The organism is Saccharothrix sp. DSM 118769, assembly GCF_052936295.1.
On sequence record NZ_CP193627.1, the window covers coordinates 2,906,148 to 2,926,148 of the forward strand.

The following is a 20,001-nucleotide window of genomic DNA, read 5'->3' on the forward strand; positions in this document are numbered from 1 at the left end:
GTCGGCCGGCTTGCTCACTCGCGCACTCGGGGGATCACACGACTGGTGTGCAGGTACTCGACAAGGCCGTTCTCGACGTCGTCGACGAGACCTATCACGGAGTGCGCCCCCTCCTCGCGAGCCACCGTGATCAACCTGTCCCGATCCAGCGCGACCACTTCGCGCGCGTCCGCCGCGAAGGTGTCCGGATCGGCGGGCGCGGTGTGGGGCGAGATGCGCAGCCAGGCGCGTCCGTCCGCGTCGACGTGCACCACGTTGTCGGCAACGGGCGACCGGTACGTTCCCGTGACCCGGCCGGCGTCGACGGGCTGCGGAACTTCCGGTGGGACGGGCAAGTCGGGTTGAACCACCCCGCCCAGTTCGCCGAGCAGGTGACCGAACACCTCGGTGAACACCGGGTACACGTCCCCACCGTTGGTCAGCATCGCCACCGCCACACCCGCGTCGGGCACCACGCGCAGGAACGAGCGCTGCCCGGCCGTCCAGCCGGTGTGGCCGAGCACGAGTGGCCCCCCGTAATCGGGCAGTGCCCAGCCCAGCGCCCAGTGGCCGCTGATCAGCCCCAGGTCGGGGACCGCGACCTGGGGCTCCCGCATCGCGTCGAGATCGGCGTGTTCCAGGTGCATCCGAACGAGGCCGAGCAGGTCACGCGCGTTCATCGCGAGCAGTGCGCCCGCCGGGGCGGTGGAAGCCCCCATCGACAGCTCCCGGACCGGCTTGACCGTGCCGTTCGACGCGGAGCGGACGTGTCCTGCGGCGGGACGTCGGAGGATCGCCTCGTCGGGTGAGGTCGCGACGTTGGCCAGTCCGAGCGGATCGATCAGGCGCTCGCGCAGCACCGCGTTGAACGGCTCGTCCCGCAACGTCTCGACCAGGCGACCGAGCACCACGTAACCGCTGTTGCAGTACGAGAACCGCTCGCCGGGTGGGAACACCTGACGTGCGTCGGCGAGACCGGCCACGTACTTCTCGATGGCGTCGTCACCGGTGCCGGTGTCGGCGAACAGGTCTCCTTCGAAACCCGCGGTGTGGCTGAGCAGCTGCCTGGCCGTCACGGTCTCGCCGGCGGACCGATCGGCGAGCCGGAAGTCGACCAGGTGGTCACGCACCGGCCGGTCCAGGTCGAGCAGACCTTCGTTGACGAGTTGCTGCACCAAGGTCGCCGTCCACACCTTGGTGATCGAGCCGATCCGGAACAGCGCGTCGTCCGTGACCGGTGCGCCCGTCGCGGTGTCCAGCACACCGGCGGCGGCACCTCCGACCTGGCCGTCCGCCAGCACCGCCACCTGGGCACCGGGCACCTCGTGCCGCTCCAGCAGTCGAGGCAGGGTCCCCGTGATCCACTCGGCGGCGGCGCGCGCTCGGCTCATGAACGGGCCTCCGATCGACAAGGTCTCCGGCACCGCACCCTACTCAGGATTCGCGAAGCGCACAGGTGCGCCGCATCAGCTCCGGCTACGCGATCCGCGGGGAGCCGGGCAGGAGTTCGCCCGATCGCCGGCGGTCCGACGAGTTCCGCACCCGCCAGAAGACCGACGACAGGAACGGTGGCCGCGGCCCTGGACGGCACCGTCCGTGCGAGCGCAGGGCCACAGGTAGGAGCCGGGTACCGGTGCGGTAGGGGGCGAGTTCACGATGTGGACGGGCGAGTGCCGGCGATTTCGCAGGAGGGCAGGAAGCATGGGGGCGACCAGGGCGGGCTCCGCGATGCCGGGGCGGCGCACCGGCGGTGCGAGCACCGGCACCGTTCGGTTCGAGGTGTTGGGGGCGACCAGGGTGGTCCACGCCGGGAAGGTGGTGCAGGTCCCCGCGCTGCGGCAGCGGACGCTGCTGGCGGCGCTGGTGCTGGACGCGAACCGGCTGGTCAGCAGCGAGCGGTTGATCGACGTGCTGTGGGGGGAGTCGCCGCCCGCCACCGCGCGCGCCCAGATCCACATCTGCGTGTCCAGGCTGCGGCGCCTCCTGGCGGGGGCGGACGCGGCGCACCTCCTGGTCAGCGAGCCGGGCGGATACGCGATCACGGTTTCTCCGGATCAGGTCGACGTCCGGCTGTTCGTGGACTTGACGGTGCAGGCGGGCCACCTGGCCGAGAGCAACCTGCTCGACGAGGCGGTAGCGGTCCAACGGCGGGCCCTGCGGCTGTGGCGCGGGGCCGCTCTGGACGATGTGCCCACCCCCGCCTTGGCCACCAGGGCCACCAGGTTGAACGAGGAGCGGTTGGACGCGTGGGAACGTTGCGCCGACTGGGAATTGCGGTTGGGGTTGCACCGTCGGCTCGTCGGCGAACTGATGGAGCGGGTCATCGATCACCCGCTGCGGGAGCGCAGCCGGGTTCAGCTCATGCTGGCGCTCTACCGCTCCGGCAGGCAGGCGGAGGCCCTGGAGGTCTTCCACCGGGGTCGTCGTGAACTGGTGGACGAGTTCGGCCTCGAGCCGAGCGCGGAGTTGCGCCGTGTGGCCGCGCAGATCCTCACTGACGACTCGGCCCTGCGCTGGACCGCCTGAGCCCGGCGTCGAGCCGGTGCGGGGACGAACGTGCTCCGGGCCCGCTGTTCCGGAGCCACACGTGGACAACCCGGTCCGCTGCTGTCGGGAGCAGGCGGGCCGCACCGTCGCGGCACACGCGCGCCGACGTGGCGCCTGCCGATCGGCGGGCGGCGTGGCGTCGAGCGACGTCCGCCGCCACGCTCGGGGCAGGCAGCGGCAGGAGGGGATGGGTGCGGTCACGCGCGGCGGTCGTCCCGGGGTATCGGCTGTCGCACCCGGTGGGCGGGCGGTGCCCACCGGGTGCGGGAAAGCCTCGTGTCACCCGTACCGGTAAAAGCCGTGACCGGCCTTCCTGCCCAGTCGTCCCGCGTCGACCATTCGCGACAGCAGCGGCGGCGGGGCGTAGAGCGGTTCCTTGAACTCGTCGTAGAGCGCGCACCCGACGGCCGCGACGACGTCGAGGCCGATCAGGTCGATGAGCCGCAGAGGACCCATCGGGTGGGCGCAGCCCAGCTCCATACCCGCGTCGACGGTCTCCGCGTCCGCCGCGCCGGACTCGACCATCCGGACAGCCGCGAGCAGGTAGGGCACGAGCAGGGCGTTGACGACGAACCCCGCCCGGTCCCGGGACCAGATGACCCGCTTGCGGAGCACGTCGGTGACGAACGATTCGGTGCGGAGCCTGGTCCGGTCGTCGGTGAGCAGGCAGGCGGTCAGCTCGACCAGTGGCATGGAGGGGACGGGGTTGAAGAAGTGCACCCCGATGAACCGCTCGGGGTGCTCCAGGCCCCGGGCCAGCCGCACGATCGGGATCGACGAGGTGGTGGACGCCACCACCGCGTCCGTCGACCCGACCGCCGCGGACACCTGCTTGAGAACGGCCAGCTTCTCGATCTCGCTCTCCTGCACCGCTTCGACCACGAAGTGGCAGTCCGCGAGGGCCGCGTAGTCGTGGCCGACGTCGATGCGGGCCGCGACGGCTGCCGCGTCCCCGGCGTCGAGCTGGCCCTTGGCGACCCGCCGGTCGAGACCGGCCTCGACTCGTTTCCGGCCGCGCGCCGCCGATGCTGGGTTCGTCACGACGACCACCACTTCCAACCCCGACTCCGCGCACAGACCGGCGATCCCGGCGCCCATGGTGCCGCAGCCGACGACGCCGACGCGCCGCACTTCCCCGGTCAGCACGGGCCGGCCCAGCGCAGCAGGCAGGACGCCGTGGCCATGCCGCCGCCGAACGCGGACAGCAGCACCAGGTCGCCGGGGGTGATGGCGCCGGACCGGTGCGCGGCGTCGAGTGTGATCGGCGTAGCGGCGCTGCCGGTGTTGCCGTAGCGCTCCAGGGTGCGGTGCACCTCGGCGTTCGGCAGTGGCAGCAGCGCCACGAGGTCGTCCAGCATGGGGCCGTTGGGCTGGTGCGGGACGAGGTGGGCGACGTCGGCCCAGTCGGTGTCGTGCTCCTTGAGCAGATCGCGGATGGTGTCGGGCACGGTGGCGAGGACGAACTCCTTGACGCTGCGTCCCTCCATGTGCACGAGGTGCGCGCCGGAGTCGACGGTGTCGTGGCTCGTGGGCAGTCTGCTGCCGCCCGCGGGAACGCGGATGAGGCCGGCGGCGTCACCACGGCTGCGCAGGTCGAACCCGAGGAACCCGGTGTCGTCGGGCACCTCGCCGACCACGACGGCGCCGGCGCCGTCGCCGAACAGCACAGCGGTGCGCCGGTCGCCGGTGTTGAGGGAGCGGGAGTACAGGTCGGCGGCGACCACGGCCGCGCGGGCACCGGGCTTGGCCGCCACCAGCGCCCGGGCGACGGCGAGGGCGAAGACGAACCCGCTGCACACCACGTTCATGTCGAAGCAGGCCGCCCGCCACGTCCCGACCGCCGACTGCACCCGGTAGGACGTGGGTGGCTGCGGGGAGTCGCCCGTGGACGTCGCGACGACGAGGTAGTCCAGCTCCTCCGGCAGGACGCCGGACTGCTCGAGCGCTGCCCGCAGAGCGCCGGCGGCCAGATCGGAGGTGGCCTGGTGCGGCAGCGCGTAGCGACGGGTCCGGATGTGGGTCTTGCGGATGATCCAGTCGGGGGTGGTCCCCGCGGCCGCGGCGATGCCGTCGTTGCCGATCTCGTTGTCGGGCAGGTACGAACCGGTGCCGAGGATGCCGGTGCTCACACCGCCACCTCCGCCCGCGCCGGGCGCAGCGGGTTGAGCCACTCCTCGCCGAGGCGGTGCCGGGTCACCGGGTCGGTCACACCGAGCCCCGCGCGCGGCGCCAGGGCGAGCACCGCGACCTTGCCGGTGTGCCCGTTGACCTGCACCAGTCGAGCGGCCTCGGCCACCTGGTCGAGGGGGTAGACGGCCGACACCACCGGGGCGAGCATGCCCAGCCGGTAGAGCCGCATCACCTCGTCGGCCTCGGCGAGGTTCGAGCCGTGGCTGCCGATGATGCGTTTGAGGTTCATCCACAGGTAGCGGTTGTCGAACACGTGCTCGTAGCCGGTGGTGGAGCCGCAGGTGACGATCGTGCCGCCGCGTCGGGCCACCAGCACGGAGATGCCGAAGGTGGCCCGGCCGACGTGGTCGAACACCACGTGCGGGTCCTCTCCCACCAGTGCGCGCACCGCCTTCCCCAAGCGCTTGCCCGCCCTGACCGTGTCCTCGGCGGTGGCGGCGTGGCCCAGGCCGATCTCAGCGCGGTTGACCACGTGTTCGCAGCCCAGGCGTCGCAGCAGGGCAGCCTTGTCGTCGGAGCCGACCACCCCGACGGGGATGGCTCCGGCGTTGTTCACCAACTGCACGGCGTGCGCTCCGAGCCCACCGGCCGCACCCCAGATCAGCACGACGTCGCCCTGCTTGATGCGCGCTCCGCGGTCGCTCACCAGCATCCGGTAGGCGGTACCGCCGCACAACAGGATCGACGCGGTCTCCTCCCACGTCAGGTGCGCCGGTTTCGGGACCAGTTGCGTGGCGCGCACGACCGCGTAGTGGGCGAGTCCGCCGAAGTTCGTTTCGTAGCCCCAGGCCCTGTGCTCGCTCAGCATGGCGTCGGCGTGCGTCGCGGGGTCCTGGTCGTCGACGTACACCGGGCTGACCGCGACGTGGTCGCCCACGCGCCAGCGGCGGACCCCGTCGCCGATCCGCACGACGACGCCCGCCGCGTCCGACCCCACCACCTGGTAGGGCCGATCGTGCCTGGCCAGGTACCCGCCGCCCCGGGCCAGCTTCCGCATCATGTCGAAGGGGGACACCGGGCTGAAGGTCGACTGCCACACGGTGTTGTAGTTGATTGAAGCGGCCATGACGGCCACGAGCACCTCGTCCGGCGCCAGTTCGGGCATCGGTACCCGACCGACTCGCACGGTGCGCCGCACATCGCGGTCAGGCGCGTCGACGAAGATCCCCGCGTCGGACTCGCGCAGGTGCGCGGCCAGGTAGTCGGCGGGTACCGGGGCTGCCGCCAGGTCGTCCGGACCAGCATCGTCCAGTACCGCCCGGGTAAGCGGGTCCATTTGCCGCTCCTCGATCTCGGAATTCACGGATCGCCGTCCCGTGCCTGGCACGGGCAGGCTTCGCGGTTTCCCCGAGAATAAGACCGGCACCTATTCTCGGACTATTCGGGGACCGGAATAGCGTGCGGACAGCGGCCTGATGGGCGATCGGGTCACACTGTGGGGACCGTCAGACCGACCGACAACGGGAGAGGTGGCGCGCCGGAGTCGGGCGTGTTCTGCTCCTGCGCGGGCTTCCGGCACCCAAGATAGGCGGTTGAAATCCTGTGTTGAGCCATGTGACCGTTTCCCATTTTCGTACGTTCGGGTTCGTCGTCCTGCGCGGACTGCTGTCCCCCGAGGAAGCCGAGCGGCTGCGCGTCGAAGCTGAGGCCGCGGTCGACGACGCGTACGGCGGCGAGGCGTCCAACGATGATCTCGCAGTGGCCGACGCGCCCGCGTTCGACGTGCCGACGATGTCGGACAGGACTCCGTTCGCGGCGGGCCTGGTCGCCGACGACCCGAGGTTCTGGCAGGCGTCGCAGTACCTGATGGGCCGCGCGACGGTGCCGACCAACGGCGAGGTGACCTGCTTCCGGGCCAACGCCCGCTGGCACGCCGACATGACGTCCGAGGTGCAGGGCGTGAAGTTCATGGCGTACCTGGAGCCGTGCACGCCGGACTCGGGCCAGATGCAGGTGCTCCCCGGGTCGCACCGGGCGGCGGCGGGCCCGGAGTTCGCCGACTACCTGCGCCAGGACCCGTGCAGGCAGGGGTTCCCGGCCGACCTCGACGACTGGCCGGTGCCGGCGTACGGCATCGACACCGAGCCCGGTGACGTGATCGCCTTCCACTCGAACCTGCTGCACTCGTCGGTGGGCGGGCGGCGCCGGATGGCGTGGGACGTCTACTACTTCGCCGACCCGGCGTTGGAGGGCGCTCAGCGCAGTGAGGAGATCCGCGACGCGATCCTGCACATCGGCGACTACGGCGGTCACCCGTTGGACCACGAGAAGTGGTCCGTCTGGCGGGACTGGCTGGTGGGCGTGAAAACCAGCACGGCCAGGAGCACGGCGGCGAACCGGCTGAAGCGGTTGGGGGTGCTCGACGTCGAGGGCGCGGCGATCGGCACCCCGGAGTGGCAGCCCAGGCTCACGAAGCCCGCCACCGTGTGGGTGTCGGGGGCACCGCCGAGGCGCCGGGCGCGCCGTTGATGGCCGTCGTCCCGGGGCGCGGGAGGTCGTCTCGTGCCCCGGGACGACGGTCAGCCCTGGTCGGCCCGTCGTTCCGCGGAGTCCAGGGCGTCGTTGTTGACGACGATCATGCCGATGAGGACGCTGAGGGCGAGCAGGGCCATCACGGCGAACACCGCGCGCAGGCCGATGAGCTGGCCGAGCAGACCGCCGGCGGCCGCGCCGAGCGGTTGGGTGCCGTAGGCGATGAAGCGGTGCGCGCTGCCGACCCGACCGAGCAGGCGGTCCGGCACCACGCGCTGCCTGAACGACACCATGATGATGTTCGACGTGATGATGCCGGCGCCGCCGAGGAAGAAGCCGATGCCCACCAGCAGCGGCTCCGTCGTCAGCGCCGGGGCGCCGACCAGCAGCGTGCCGGTGGCGAACGACACCACCAGGGCTCGGGTGCGACCCAGCAGTGCCACGAGCCCGGGCGCGGCGAGGGACCCGGCCACGCTGCCTGCCGCCGTCGTGGCCAGCAGCAGGCCGAACACCACCTCCGGCAGGCGCATCGCGGACGCCTCGCCGACCGCGTAGAGGACGAACACCGCGGACGTGGCCGTGGTGGCGAAGTTGAACACGGCGACCATCGCCGTGAACGTCCGCAGCACCTTCTGCCGCCACAGGAACCGCAGCCCTTCGGCGATGTCGGCGCGCATCGACGTGCGCTGCCCGGTCTCGCGCTCGGGCCGGAACGCGCCGCGCACCAGCAGCAGCACCCCGACCGAGGACAGCCACATTGCCGCGGGTGCGGCGAAGGCAGCGACCGCGCCCGCGGCCACGAGGAGCCCGGCCAGCGGTGGGCCCACGAACTCGTTGGCCGACAACTCCACCGCGTACAGCCGCCCGTTGGCCCGGGGGAGGTGGTCCTTGGCCACGACCCGGGGGACGATGGACTGCGCCGACAGGTCGTGGACGGTCTCGGCGGCCCCGGTCGCGAACGCGACGCCGTAGAGCAGCCAGACCGACCCGACGCCGGTCACGGCCGTCACGGCGAGCGCGGCGAGCAGGCAGGCCCGGGCGGTGTTGGCCGCGACCATCGCCCGGCGTCGGTCCAACCGGTCCACGAGCATCCCGGACGGCAGCGCGAACAGCAGCCACGGGAGGTAGAAGGCCACCGTCATGCCCGCGATCAGCACCGGAGACCTCGTGTAGGCCACGGCGATCAGCGGAAAACCGACCTTCACCACGCCGTCGGCGATGTTCGACAATCCGGCGGAGGCCCACAACCGCCAGAAATTCCCGCCAAGGGCGGTCGACGGCCGGAGGGGTTTCCCCGCAGCTGAGTCGTTGTTCGTCATGGGCCAGTACTAGCACACAGCCGGGTGGTGATCCGGCGAATTCGGGTGTACGTCGTGAAAAGAAACACTGATGGACCTGTGGACGACGATTGTGGCGGATCGCTGCCTGCCCGCAGAAGCGCGTGTGGAGAGGAACGGAATGCGGTACGAGACTGTCATCGAGGCCATTGGGAACACTCCGCTCGTGCGGTTGGCCGACACCGGCGCCGTGCGAGTGGAGATGTACGCGAAGTTGGAGATGCAGAACGCGTTCGCGATGAAGGACCGGGTGGCGCGGCAGATCATCCTGCGCGCCCGCCGGAGCGGCGAACTCCGACCGGGTGACCCGATCATCGAAAGCTCGTCGGGGACGATGGCGCTGGGTGTCGCGCTGGTCGGCAGGGCACTGGGGCACCCGGTGCACATCGTGACGGACCCGCGCACCGACCCGGTCACCCTGGCCAAGCTCACCGCCCTGGGCTGCGCGGTGGACGTGGTGTCCTCGATGTCGGCGCACGGCTGGCAGAGCGCCCGGCTGGAACGGCTGGAGCAGTTGCGCCGAGAACTCGGCGGTGCGTTCTGGCCCATGCAGTACAGCAACCCGGACAACCCGGCGGCCTACGCCGGCCTGGCCGACGAATTGCTGGCCGAGCTGGATCGCGTGGACGTCCTGGTCGGCTCGGTGGGCAGCGGCGGGTCGCTGTGCGGAACCTCGCGAGCGCTGCGCCGGCACCTGCCGGAGCTGTGGGTGGTCGGCGTGGACAGCGTCGGCAGCGTCCTGTTCGGACAACCGGACACGCCCGGGCGGTTGCAGAGCGGCCTGGGCAACAGCATGGTGCCCGCCAACCTCGACCAGTCGGTGGTGGACGAGGTGCACTGGCTCAACGACCGCGAGGCGTTCGCCGCGACCCGGCTGCTGGCCCGTGAACAGCAGTTGTTCGCGGGCAACACCTCCGGGTCGGTGTACCGGGTCATGACGCACGTGGCGCGCCGGTCCCGCCCGGGCACCAGGGTCGTCGGCATTTTCGCGGACCGGGGCGACCGGTACGTCGACACGGTCTACAGCGACGCGCACTGGGAGGAGCACGACCTGGGCCGGCGGCCGGACCGCGCGGAGCCCGACACGGTGAGGTACGGCGAGCCGGTGGCGGCGTGGTCGCGCAGCTACCTGTCACGGCCCGCGGAGGAGGCCGCGTGCGAGCTCGCCTGATCTTCGTCGAATCCAACACCACGGGGTCCGGGATGCTCGCGCTCGGCACCGCCCACCGGATGGGCCTCCGGCCGGTGTTGTTGACCGGCGCACCGCAGCGGTACGCCGGCCTGGGTGGCGCACCGGCCGATGTGGTCCTGTGCGACACGAACTCGCCGGACGCCCTGGCCTGGACGGTCGCCGCGCTGGGCGAGGTCGCGGGGGTCACCACGACCAGCGAGTACTTCCTGCCGGCCGTCGCCGGTCTGGTCACCCGCTTGGGACTGCGCGGCAACCCGCCGGACGCGGTGACCCGTTGCCGCGACAAGGCCCGTACCCGGACGGCGTTGGCAGCGGCCGGCGTCGGTCAACCCCGCTTCGCCGTGGTGCGCGACCCGTCGGAGGCCGCCGCCGCGGTCGCCGTGACGGGGTTGCCGTCCGTGGTGAAGCCGGTGGACGAGTCCGGTTCACAGGATGTGCTCCTCTGCGGGTCGGTGTCGGAGGTCCGGGCGCACCTCGGCCGGGTGCTGGCACGTCGGGTGAACGCGCGGGGCCAACGGACCTCGGGTACCGCGCTGGTCGAGGAGTACCTGGACGCCCCGGAGTACAGCGTCGAGACGTTCGCGGTCGATGGTCGCACCGGGATCGTCGGGATCACCGCCAAGCAGGTCGGTGGCAGCCCGTACTTCGTGGAGACCGGCCACTGCTTCCCCGCGGTGCTCCCCCCGGGCACCGCACGGCGCGTGGTGTCCGAGGTGACCCGCGCCCTGGCGGTGCTGGGCCTGCGGCACGGCCCGGCGCACACCGAGGTCCGGGTTCTGCCCGACCGGGTGGCCGTGATCGAGGTCAACGCGCGCCTCGCGGGCGGCATGATCCCCGAACTGGTCCGGCTGGCGGGCGGCGCGGACCTGCTGGAGCAGCAGATCCGCGCCGCCGTCGGCCTCCCGGTGGAGCAGCTGCGCGACCCGACGCGGTTCGCGGCCATCGGCTTCGTCACGGCAGCCGCGCCCGGAACCGTCACAGCGGTGGTGGGCGCGGCCGAAGCCGGTGCCCTGCCCGGCGTGGTGCGGGTGACCGTGACGGCGGAGCCGGGAAGGCCGGTGGTCCCGGCCCGCAACGCCCATGAACGCCTGGGACACGTCATCGCCGTCGCCCCGAACGCGTCCGAGGTCCGAGCGGCTGTGCGGAAGGCATTGGGGCTGATCCAGGTGCGCACCGGTTAACGGGGGTTTGTCGGGTCGGCCGAACGGCCCGCCGGCGCGGCTGAGCCCACCGACTACGGCCGGCCCCCGGCGTCCGGTGCCACCTCCGACACCTGTTCGAGGTCTGGACCGGCCGATGCCCCACCTGCGGACGACCTGTCCGGACCACAGCGGTCCAACACCCCCGACGACACCCGGCGAAGTCCCACTGACGCGTCGGCCACGAACCCGCACCGGGTCGGGACGCGCCGGAGGGACCCGGGCACGGGACCCGGTGCCGGCTGGGCGCGGTGCGCCGGTCCGCCGAGCGAGGGCTCGGCACGACCACACGGGGGGACGATCCGTGCAACCGGCGGACCGGTCCTGCCGCTTCGGTGCGGCAGGCCCGGTCCGCCGGTTCACCGGTCCGAGTGGTCGATCCAGACACGGAGCCCGAGGTCGACGTGGATCAGGAGGTCGGTCAGGAACTCGTTGCCGGACTCACCGTTGGTCATCACCACCAGGCCCGCGCCCGTCTCCAGACCCGCCGCGGTGTGAGCGCGGTAACCCGCGGTCTCGCCGGAGTGGCCGTACCAGCGGGTGCCGTCGGAGGAGCGGGCCACCGTGCCCAGCCCGTAGGTGGTGCCGGGGAGCGGGGTGATCAGGTCGAGCGCGCCGGCGCGGTCGAGGACGTGGCCGTCGCCGTCGACGGCGCGGTGGAGTTCGGCGACGATCTTGGCGAGGTCGCCTGCGGTCGACCACAGGCCGCCCGCTGCTGCGGGGTACCTCCTCCTGCGGCCGGGGATCGGGTCGCCGGTCGTGGTGTGGCCGTCGGCTACGGAGTCGGGACGGGTGGCCAGGAAGGTTTCGCCGTAACCGCTGTCGCGCATGTCGAGGGGATCGAACACCAGCTCGCGGGCCAAGTCCCGGAAAGGGGCGCCGGTGACGTCGGTGAGGACCTGCTCGACGATCAGGTAGTGGGTGCCCGAGTAGCGGAACCGGTCGCCGGTCGGGAATTCCTGGCCGGCGGAGGCGGTCGAGACGCCCCGGCCGGTCAGGAGGTCCGAGACCGTCAGGTCGGGGCCGCCCGGCTCCACGGCCCACTCCCCGTCGAAGGCGTCCTGGGTCAGGCCTGCCGTGTGCGACAGCAAGGCGCGCAGGGTGACCGGGCGGGCCGGGTCGACCGGTGGGAGCCGCGTGCCGCGCAGCAGGAGTGCCACGTCCTCATCCAGGTCCAGCACGCCCTCGGCGGCCAGTCGGGTGGTGACGATGGCGGCCACGTGCTTGCTGACGGAGCCCGCCTGGAACACGGTGCCCGGGTGGACCCGGGCACCCGTGGCGGACGCGGCGATCCCTTCGCCCCACGCGGCCACGACCTCGCTGCCGTCGACCAGCGCCAGGCTCACCCCGGGGACGCGGTGCCTGGCCAGCGCCAACCCGGTGGCGGGTAGCCACGGGGACAGCCGTTCGAGGAATCGGCGCTGCGGCGGTGACGGGGTGTCCGCGGTCGAAGCCCGCCTCCGGTGCTCCACCAGGCGCTGCACCGCGGCGACGAAGGTGTCGGCCAGGTGTGCCGCTTCGGCGGCGTCGGCGGTGGAGTGGGTCCAGTTCACCCGGAACGCGCCGTCCACGACGGCGACGTCGACCTCGAACCGGTGGGGCATGACGCCGTCCGGGTCCACCAGCACGCCGGGGACCTCGCCGACCCGCACGAAGTGGCCTGATCGGGATGAGGTCCGCACCTGGCCGTGGTAGTTGAACAGGCACGGTGCCGGGGTCGGGCGCGGACCGCCCGGGTAGCGGGCAAGGCCGTGGCCGATCCCGCGGTGCGGAGTGGAGGCCAGGTGTTCCCGCACTGTGGCGAGTGCCGCACCCGGGTCGTCGGGCACGCGCGCGGTCAGCGGGTGGATCGTGGTGAACCAGCCGACGGTGCGGCTGAGGTCGACGTCGTCGAAGAGCGGTTCGCGGCCGTGGCCCTCCACGTCCACCCGGACGTCCCGGGTGCCGGAGTGATCGGCCATGGTCTGCGCGAGCGAGGCGAGCAGCAGGTCCTCGACCCGGTGCCCGTTCCCGGCGGACCGCAGGAGGGCCGCGGTGCCCTCGTGGTCGAGGGCGCGGGTGAGCGTGGTCGCGGTCCGCCGGGGCGCCGGTGTTCCCCCCGGGAGGTCCGGTTCCGGCAGTCGCCAGTACGCCGCCTCGTCGGCGAAGTCCGAGGACCCGGCCCACTCCGCCAACCGCCGCGCCCACGCGCGGAACGAGGTGGTCTTCGCGGGAAGGAGCACGGGCTCGCCCCGGAGGCCCTGGTCGTAGGCCGTGCCCAAGTCGTCGAGCAGGACGCCCCACGACACGGAGTCCACGGCCAGGTGGTGGACGGTGACGATCACCTCGTCGGCGCCGTCCCCGCCGACGACCGCCAACGCCCGCAGCAGCGGACCGGTGCGCACGTCGAGCCCTCGGTGCATCTCGGAAGCCGCGTGCTCGACCGCGGCGGCGGCTGCGGCGGTGCCCAGCCCGCCGATGTCGAGCACGGTCAGCGCAGTGCCTTCCCGAGGTGCTGCGACCGTGAGGTGCCAGTCGGTCGAACGGGCCAGTCGCAGTCGCAGGGCGTCGTGGTGGACGGTCAGCGCGGCGAGGGCGGATCGCAGCGGGTCGAGGGCCACCGGGCCCTCCCAGCGCAGGCGGACGGCCTGGTTGTAGTGGTCCAACGGGACACCGAGCCCGGTGAACCAGTGCAAGATCGGTGTCAACGGCGCGTCCCCGGTGACCACGCCCTGCTCGGCGTCGACCCCGCCACCTCCCGGCGTCTCCGCGGCCAGCTCGGCGATCGTCGGGGTGGCCGCCACCATGCGGGGTGTCACCGACAGTCCGACCCGGCGGGCACCGACCGCGGCCTGGATGGCCAGGATCGAATCGCCGCCGAGGTCGAAGAAGTTGTCGTGCACACCGATCCCGGCCACCCCGAGCACCTCGGACCACACCTCCGCGAGCGCGTGTTCGGCCGCGGTTCTCGGGGCGGTGAAACCGGTCTGGAGGTCAGGTCGTTCCCCGTCGGGTACCGGCAGTGCGGCGCGGTCGACCTTCCCGTTGGGGTTCAACGGGATTCGCGCCACGGGCACGAACACCGAGGGGATCATGTGGTCCGGTAGCAGCACGCGCAGGTGTGCCCGCAGTTCCGACGTGGTGGGAGGGGCGCCCGACGCCGCGTGGACGTACGCGGCGAGCCGCTTCCCGCCGCCGGGTTCATCCAGGGAGACGACGACGGCCTGGGTCACCCGGGGGTGGGTGTCCAAGGCCGCCTCGACCTCGCCGAGCTCCACCCGGAAGCCGCGCACCTTGACCTGGTGGTCGAGCCTGCCCAAGAACTCCAGCCCGCCGTCGGGCGTCCGGCGGACGAGGTCCCCGGTGCGGTACAGCCTGCCGCCCGGCGGTCCGAAGGGGTCGGGCACGAACCGCCGGGCGGTGAGACCGGGGCGCCGGTGGTAGCCGCGCCCGACGCTCGCACCCGCCAGACAGGCCTCACCGGGTACGCCGATGGGCACCGGCGCGCCGTCGGCGTCCAGGACGTGGACGGCGGTGTTGGCGATGGGCCTGCCGACCGACACCGCGGGTGCGTCCGGGTCGGCGAACCAGGCGGTGGAGTCCACCGACACCTCGGTGGCGCCGTAGAGGTTGATCAGGGCCGTGCCGGGACACCGGCGGGCGGTCTCGGCCACCAGATCGGTGGTGAGCGCCTCGGCACTGGCGAACAGCCACCGCAGCGGCAACGGCCGTGTCACCGCAGGCATCACCATGCGCAGGATGGACGGCACCAGGTGGGCGGCGGTGATGCCCTCCTCGACCACCACGTCCACGATGTAGCCGGGGTCGCGGTAGCCGTCGGCCTTGGCGAGCACGACGGTCGCGCCCCGGCTGAACGGCCAGAACATCTCGTAGACGGAGATGTCGAAGCTCAACCCGGCGAGTTGCAGGACCTTGTCACCGGGGTCCAGGGGGAACGTGGTCGCCATCCACCACACGTAGTTGACGATGCCCCGGTGACGGATCAGCGTGCCCTTCGGCCTGCCGGTGGACCCGGAGGTGTAGATCACGTACGACAACGCCTCCGGAACCGTCGTCCGGGGCGGCCGGTGTGCCGGCTGCGCGTTGATCGCGGCCCGCTCGGCGCGGTCGTCCAAGCACAGCACCCGTCCGCTGTCCCCGGGCAGCAGGTCGGCGAGAGCGGACTCGGTGAGCACCACCCGCGCGCCGCTGTCGGCGAGCATGTGCTCCAAGCGCTCGCGCGGGTAGTCCGGGTCCAGCGGTACGTACGCGCCGCCCGCCTTGAGCACGCCCAGTACGGCCACGACCGCGTCCACGCCGCGCTCCAGCATGATCCCCACCAGCGTCTCCGGACGCACGCCGAGTTCCCGCAGGCGGTGCGCGAGCCGGTTCGCCCGCGCCTCCAGCTCGGCGTAGGTCGTGGCCGTGCCCTCGTCACGCACGGCCACGGCCGTCGGAGCGCGGTCGGCGGCCCGCTCGAAGAGTTGGTGCAGGCAGAGGTCGTTCGGGAAGGGGGTGTCGGTGTCGTTGACCTGGCGGACCACCGCGTCCCACTCTTCATCGGGCAGTGGGGCGAGGTCGGAGAGCAGGGAGCCGGACCGGCCGGCGTGCTCGGCCAGTTCGGTGAGGAGGGCGCTGAAGTGGGCGGCGAGCCTGCGGGCGGCGTCCGGGGCAAGCCGGTCGGTGTGGTAGTCGAGGCGGAACCGCAGCCCCTCCCGCCGGCCCACGTTCATGACCACCGGGTACTCGGTCTTCTCCCAGGACCCCGCGGGCACGGCGCCGGTCGCCGGATCGGTGTGGTGGCCCTCCACCATGAGGACGGTGTCGAACAGGGCGGTACCTGGTGGCAGCCCGCTCTCCCGCTGGATCCGCGTCAGCGAGTGGTGGTCGTGGTCCCATGACCGGGTGACCTGGTCGTGGGTCGTGCGCAGCCAGGCGGCGACCGGGGTCCGGGCGTCGACCCGGACCCGCACCGGCACGGTGTTGATGAGCAGGCCGACGACCCGGTCGATGCCGGGCAGGTCGCCGGACCGCCCCGTCGTCGTCGACCCGAAGACGACGTCACCGCTCCCGCAGTGGCGGCTGACCAGCAGACCCCACGCGGCGTGCACGACGGAGCCGAAGGTGATCCGCTCCCGCCGCGCCAGCTCGACCAGGCGGTCGGTGACCGCGGGCGTCACCTCGCCGGTCAGGAAGGCGACGTCGTGGTCACCGCCCCGGTCGGAGAGCACGGCGAGCCGGGTGGGGGTGGTGACGTCGGCGAGCAGGTCGCGCCAGTACGTGTCCTCGGAGCCGGCCAGCTCGCGCAACCGGTGGACGTAGTCGGGGAACGCGACCGGTTCGGGCAGCTGCGGCAGCACTCCGGCGGCGCGCAGCACGCGCAGGGTCGTCACCAGTTCGTTCACCACCAGGCGCACGCTCCACCCGTCGAGCAGGGAGTGGTGCCCGTGCAGGATGAGCAGGGCGTCGTGGGCGAGGTGCACCAGGTCGAGCCGGAACGGGGGTCGCCGCACCAGGTCCACGCCGCGGGCACGCTCCTCGGTGAGGTGCCGGGTGAGGCGGGCGGCGACGTCGTCGGCGGCGCTGTCCCGCCAGTCGAGGTCGCGGAACGCCGCCTGGACCGCGGTCCGCACGACCTGCACCGGCTCCGGGCGGTCCCGCCACGCGAAGGTCGTGCGCAAGGCGGCGTGCCGGTCGACCACGTGCTGCCAGGCGCGGCGCACCAGATCCGGTTCGGCGGGCTCGTCCAGCGTGTACGCGAACTGGACGACGTAGTCCGTGCTGCCCGGCTCGAACAGGGCGGTGGCCAGCATGCCCGCTTGCAGGGGCGACAACGGGTGGCTCTCCTCGGCCGGGACGGTATCGGCGACGGCGCTCGGGGTGAGCGGTTCGGCGACGGCGGCCAGCTCGGCCAAGGTCGTGCGGGTGAGGACCTGGGTCGGGGTGACCCGCAGACCTGCCTTCGCGGCACCCGAGACGACCAGGATGGCCATCAGGGAGTCGCCGCCGATGTCGAAGAAGTTGTCCGCGGGCGAGACCGCGGCCCGACCCAGCACTGACGCCCACACCCGTGCGAGCACCTGCTCGGCGTCGGTGCCCGGGACCGTCGGCACCGGGTCAACGGCGGCCGCGGGGTCGGCGGCGAGTGCCGCGGCGAGGGCACGGCGGTCGGTCTTGCCATTGGGGGTCAACGGCATCCGGTCGAGGAGCACGATCCTGCTCGGCACGAGGAAAGGCGGCAGGCGGTCGGCCAGGTGGCGACGCAGCTCCGGTTCCAGCCGATCGCCCCTGTCGACGGGCACCACGTGCGCGGCGAGCCGCAGCGCCCCATCGGGGCCGCCGAACGTGGTGACGGAGGCTTCCCGGACTCGGGGGTGGGCCAGCAGCGCGACCTCCAGCTCGCCCGGCTCGACGCGGTGGCCGCGCACCTTGACCTGGCTGTCGATGCGGCCCCGCAGGTCGAGGGCACCGTCGGAGCGGAAGCGGGCGCGATCGCCGGTCCGGTACATCCGGGCGCCGGGCGGCCCGTAGGGGTCGGGTACGAAGGTGCGGGCGGTCAAGCCCGGGCGGCCGTGGTAACCGCGCGCGACACCGTGGCCCGCGACGTACAGCTCGCCGAGGGCGCCGGGAGGAACCGGGTCGAGGGTGTCGCCGAGCAGGTGGACCCGGGTGTTGGCGGTGGGGGTGCCGATGAGCGTGGTCGGTGTGTGCCCGGTCAGGTCGGCATAGGTGGCGAAGACCGTGATCTCGGTGGGGCCGTAGGCGTTGACCAGCCGTCCGGAGAAGTCCGCGATCCGGGCCGCCATCGGCGGCGGCATCGCTTCGCCCACGGTGACCGCCATCTTCAGCGGCCCGTCGAAGCCTGCCGCGAGCAGCAACCGCCACCCGGCCGGGGTGGCCTGGACGTGGGTGACGCCGTGTTCCCGGATCGCCCGCGCGCGTACGGCGCCGTCGGCGTGGCCGGAGTCCGGTGACACCACGACCGTGCCCCCTGTGATCAGGGGCAGGAACAGCTCCACGGTGGACGGGTCGGAGTTCGGCGACGTGGCCAGCAACCACCGGTCGGTGGGGCCGGAACGCAGGTGGTCGCGTGCGCCGAGCAAGAAGTTGGTCAGCCCGGTGTGGGTGATGTCGATGCCTTTTGGCCGCCCGGTGGATCCGGACGTGTGGATCACGTACGCGAGGTCGGTCGGGCGCGGTGGGCTCGGTGGGAGGGCTCCGTCCCTAGCTACACCGGAGAACTCCAGGACGCGCGCGATCCCGAGGGCTGGGTGGTCCGCTCCGTCGTCGGTGACCACGACCCGGGCACCGGCGTCCTCGGCGAGGAACGCGAGCCGAGCCGCCGGGTAGCCGGGATCGAGCGGGACGTACGCCGCGCCCGCCTTGAGCACGCCGAGGATGGCCACCACCAGGTTGGCGCTCCTGGGCAGGCCCACCCCGACCACGTCGCCCCGGCGGACCGACGCGGCCCGCAGCCCGGCCGCGAAGGCGTCGGTGTGCCGGTCCAGCTCGGCGTAGGTCAGGGTGTGCCCTGCGGCCACGACGGCGGTCGCGGTCGGGCTGGCCGCGACCTGCGCGCGGAGGAGGTCCACGACCGTCCGGTCGAGGGGGTACGAACCGTCGTCCGGGTGGTCGGCCGTGTTGCGGGCCCAGTTCCCGGTGACCAGCGCGAGGTCGGCGGGTCCCATCACGGCGGCGGCGGTGACGGGTTCCCCGGGGTGTTCCGCCACGTGGGCGACGACGTTGCCCACGTACCGCAGCAGGCGCCGCGCGGTGCCGGTGTCGAACAGGTCGGTGGCGAAGTTCAGCGCCAGGTCGATCCCGTCGGTGCCGTTGACCGCCGTGAGTGCCAGGTCGACCTTGGCCGTGCGCTCGGTGAGCTGGACGACCGAGGCCCCGAGGCCGGGTACCTCCGCCGGGCGTTCGGCGGCTTCCAGGCACTGGTAGACGACCTGGTACAGCGGGCCGCGTCCCCGTTCGGCCGCCACCTGCTCGACGGTCACGTCGTGGTGGTCGAAGGCGGCGAGGACGGCGTCCTTCGCCCGGCGCAGCGCCTCGGTGAACACCGGTTCGCCGGTCAGGTCCACCGGCAGCGCGACCGGTGTGGCGAACAGGCCGACGATCGATTCGGTGGCGGTGTCACCGCGACCGGAGAGCAGGGACCCCACCGCGAACCGCTCCTGGCCCGAGCAGTGCCGCAACACGGCGGCGAAACAGGCGAGGAGCACCGTGTAGACGGTCGTTCCGCTGGTCGCCGCCACAGCGCGCACGGCGTCGGCCAGGTCGGCGGGGAGGGACTGCCTAACCGTGTCACCCCGGTGGGACGGCTCGCCGGGGCGGGGGCGGTCGGTGGGTAGTTCCAGCACCTCCGGGGTGTTCGCGAGCGCGGTCCGCCAGTGCGCGAGCTGCCGGTCGGCCAACCCGGCGGAGAGCCGGTCACGCTGCCACTGCGCGAAGTCGGCGTACCGCACGGGGCGGGAGGCCGCTTCGGGTGCGTCCCCGTCGAGCAGCGTGCGGTAGGCGACGTCCAGCTCGCGCAGGAGCAGGGCGCTCGACCAGTCGTCGGTGGCGATGTGGTGCGTGGTCAGGACCAGGACGTGGTCGTCCGGCGCGAGGGTGGCCAGCAGGGCGCGCAGGACCGGTCCACGTCGCAGGTCGAACGGCGTGGCGAACTCGGCCTCGGCGACGCGAACGGCCTCGGTCCAGCGCAGCGGCTCCGCGACGTCGCCCAAGTCGACGAAGCGCCACGGGACCTCCACGGTGTCGGCCACCACCTGGGTGGCCCCGGCCGGGTCCGGGTAGGTGGTGCGCAGGATGTCGTGCCTGGTCACCAGGGTGTCCAGCGCCCGACGGAGTGCGCTCACGTCCAGGGGGCGCCGGATCCGCAGGACCCTCGGTACGTTGTACAGCCCGGTGGCGGCTGAGAACTGGTGGGCGACCCACATGGCGTGCTGCACCGGGGACAGCGGCGCGGGGCCGGGCGGACGGGGCGGGATGCGGACCACCTCGGCCCGGCCGCCCGCGCCGCGCAGGCGGCGCAGTACGAGGTCCCGTTTGGCCTGGGCGAGCTGCGTCGCGCGGTCGGTGTCGGTCATCTGTGGCTCCC

The 20,001-nt window shown here is 72.6% G+C and carries 10 protein-coding genes; 4 read left to right on the forward strand and 6 right to left on the reverse strand.

Annotated features, from left to right (window positions below; genetic code table 11):
* Nucleotides 1-14 precede the first annotated feature (14 nt).
* Nucleotides 15-1,370: a serine hydrolase gene (locus tag ACRAKJ_RS13325; protein ID WP_438920399.1), complete on the reverse strand. Its 1,356-nt coding sequence runs from the start codon at nt 1,368-1,370 to the stop codon at nt 15-17.
* Between the two features lie 310 nt (nt 1,371-1,680).
* Between ACRAKJ_RS13325 and ACRAKJ_RS13330 the strand changes: the two genes are divergently transcribed.
* Nucleotides 1,681-2,505 (forward strand): BTAD domain-containing putative transcriptional regulator, encoded by an 825-nt coding sequence (locus ACRAKJ_RS13330; RefSeq protein ID WP_438920398.1) that lies wholly within the window; start codon nt 1,681-1,683, stop codon nt 2,503-2,505.
* Nucleotides 2,506-2,805: 300 nt separating this feature from the next.
* On the opposite strand, the gene ACRAKJ_RS13335 is transcribed toward ACRAKJ_RS13330, so the two are convergent.
* The 3 genes from ACRAKJ_RS13335 to ccrA are packed head-to-tail and all read right to left on the reverse strand — an operon-like array spanning nt 2,806 to nt 5,992.
* A complete protein-coding gene (locus tag ACRAKJ_RS13335; protein WP_438920449.1) occupies nt 2,806-3,669 on the reverse strand; it encodes a 3-hydroxybutyryl-CoA dehydrogenase in 864 nt (287 codons plus the stop codon).
* Nucleotides 3,666-4,655 (reverse strand): beta-ketoacyl-ACP synthase 3, encoded by a 990-nt coding sequence (locus ACRAKJ_RS13340; protein WP_438920397.1) that lies wholly within the window; start codon nt 4,653-4,655, stop codon nt 3,666-3,668. Before ACRAKJ_RS13340 ends, ACRAKJ_RS13335 begins: the two co-directional genes overlap by 4 nt.
* Nucleotides 4,652-5,992, reverse strand: coding sequence for a crotonyl-CoA carboxylase/reductase (gene ccrA, locus ACRAKJ_RS13345; RefSeq protein ID WP_438920396.1), 1,341 nt, complete (start codon nt 5,990-5,992; stop codon nt 4,652-4,654). The genes ACRAKJ_RS13340 and ccrA overlap by 4 nt, the downstream gene beginning before the upstream one ends.
* Before the next feature lie 278 nt (nt 5,993-6,270).
* Between ccrA and ACRAKJ_RS13350 the strand changes: the two genes are divergently transcribed.
* Nucleotides 6,271-7,185: a phytanoyl-CoA dioxygenase family protein gene (locus ACRAKJ_RS13350; RefSeq protein ID WP_438920448.1), complete on the forward strand. Its 915-nt coding sequence runs from the start codon at nt 6,271-6,273 to the stop codon at nt 7,183-7,185.
* Between the two features lie 50 nt (nt 7,186-7,235).
* Here ACRAKJ_RS13350 and ACRAKJ_RS13355 read toward each other — a convergent pair whose 3' ends face one another.
* Nucleotides 7,236-8,507, reverse strand: coding sequence for an MFS transporter (locus ACRAKJ_RS13355; RefSeq protein ID WP_438920395.1), 1,272 nt, complete (start codon nt 8,505-8,507; stop codon nt 7,236-7,238).
* A 184-nt stretch (nt 8,508-8,691) separates the two neighbouring features.
* Between ACRAKJ_RS13355 and ACRAKJ_RS13360 the strand changes: the two genes are divergently transcribed.
* Both ACRAKJ_RS13360 and ACRAKJ_RS13365 read left to right on the forward strand, forming a co-directional pair.
* Nucleotides 8,692-9,696 (forward strand): pyridoxal-phosphate dependent enzyme, encoded by a 1,005-nt coding sequence (locus ACRAKJ_RS13360; protein WP_438920394.1) that lies wholly within the window; start codon nt 8,692-8,694, stop codon nt 9,694-9,696.
* Nucleotides 9,681-10,898, forward strand: a complete 1,218-nt coding sequence (locus ACRAKJ_RS13365) for an ATP-grasp domain-containing protein (protein WP_438920393.1) — start codon at nt 9,681-9,683, stop codon at nt 10,896-10,898. Before ACRAKJ_RS13360 ends, ACRAKJ_RS13365 begins: the two co-directional genes overlap by 16 nt.
* A gap of 377 nt (nt 10,899-11,275) precedes the next feature.
* On the opposite strand, the gene ACRAKJ_RS13370 is transcribed toward ACRAKJ_RS13365, so the two are convergent.
* A complete protein-coding gene (locus tag ACRAKJ_RS13370) occupies nt 11,276-19,990 on the reverse strand; it encodes an amino acid adenylation domain-containing protein (RefSeq protein ID WP_438920392.1) in 8,715 nt (2,904 codons plus the stop codon).
* Nucleotides 19,991-20,001: the final 11 nt, after the last annotated feature.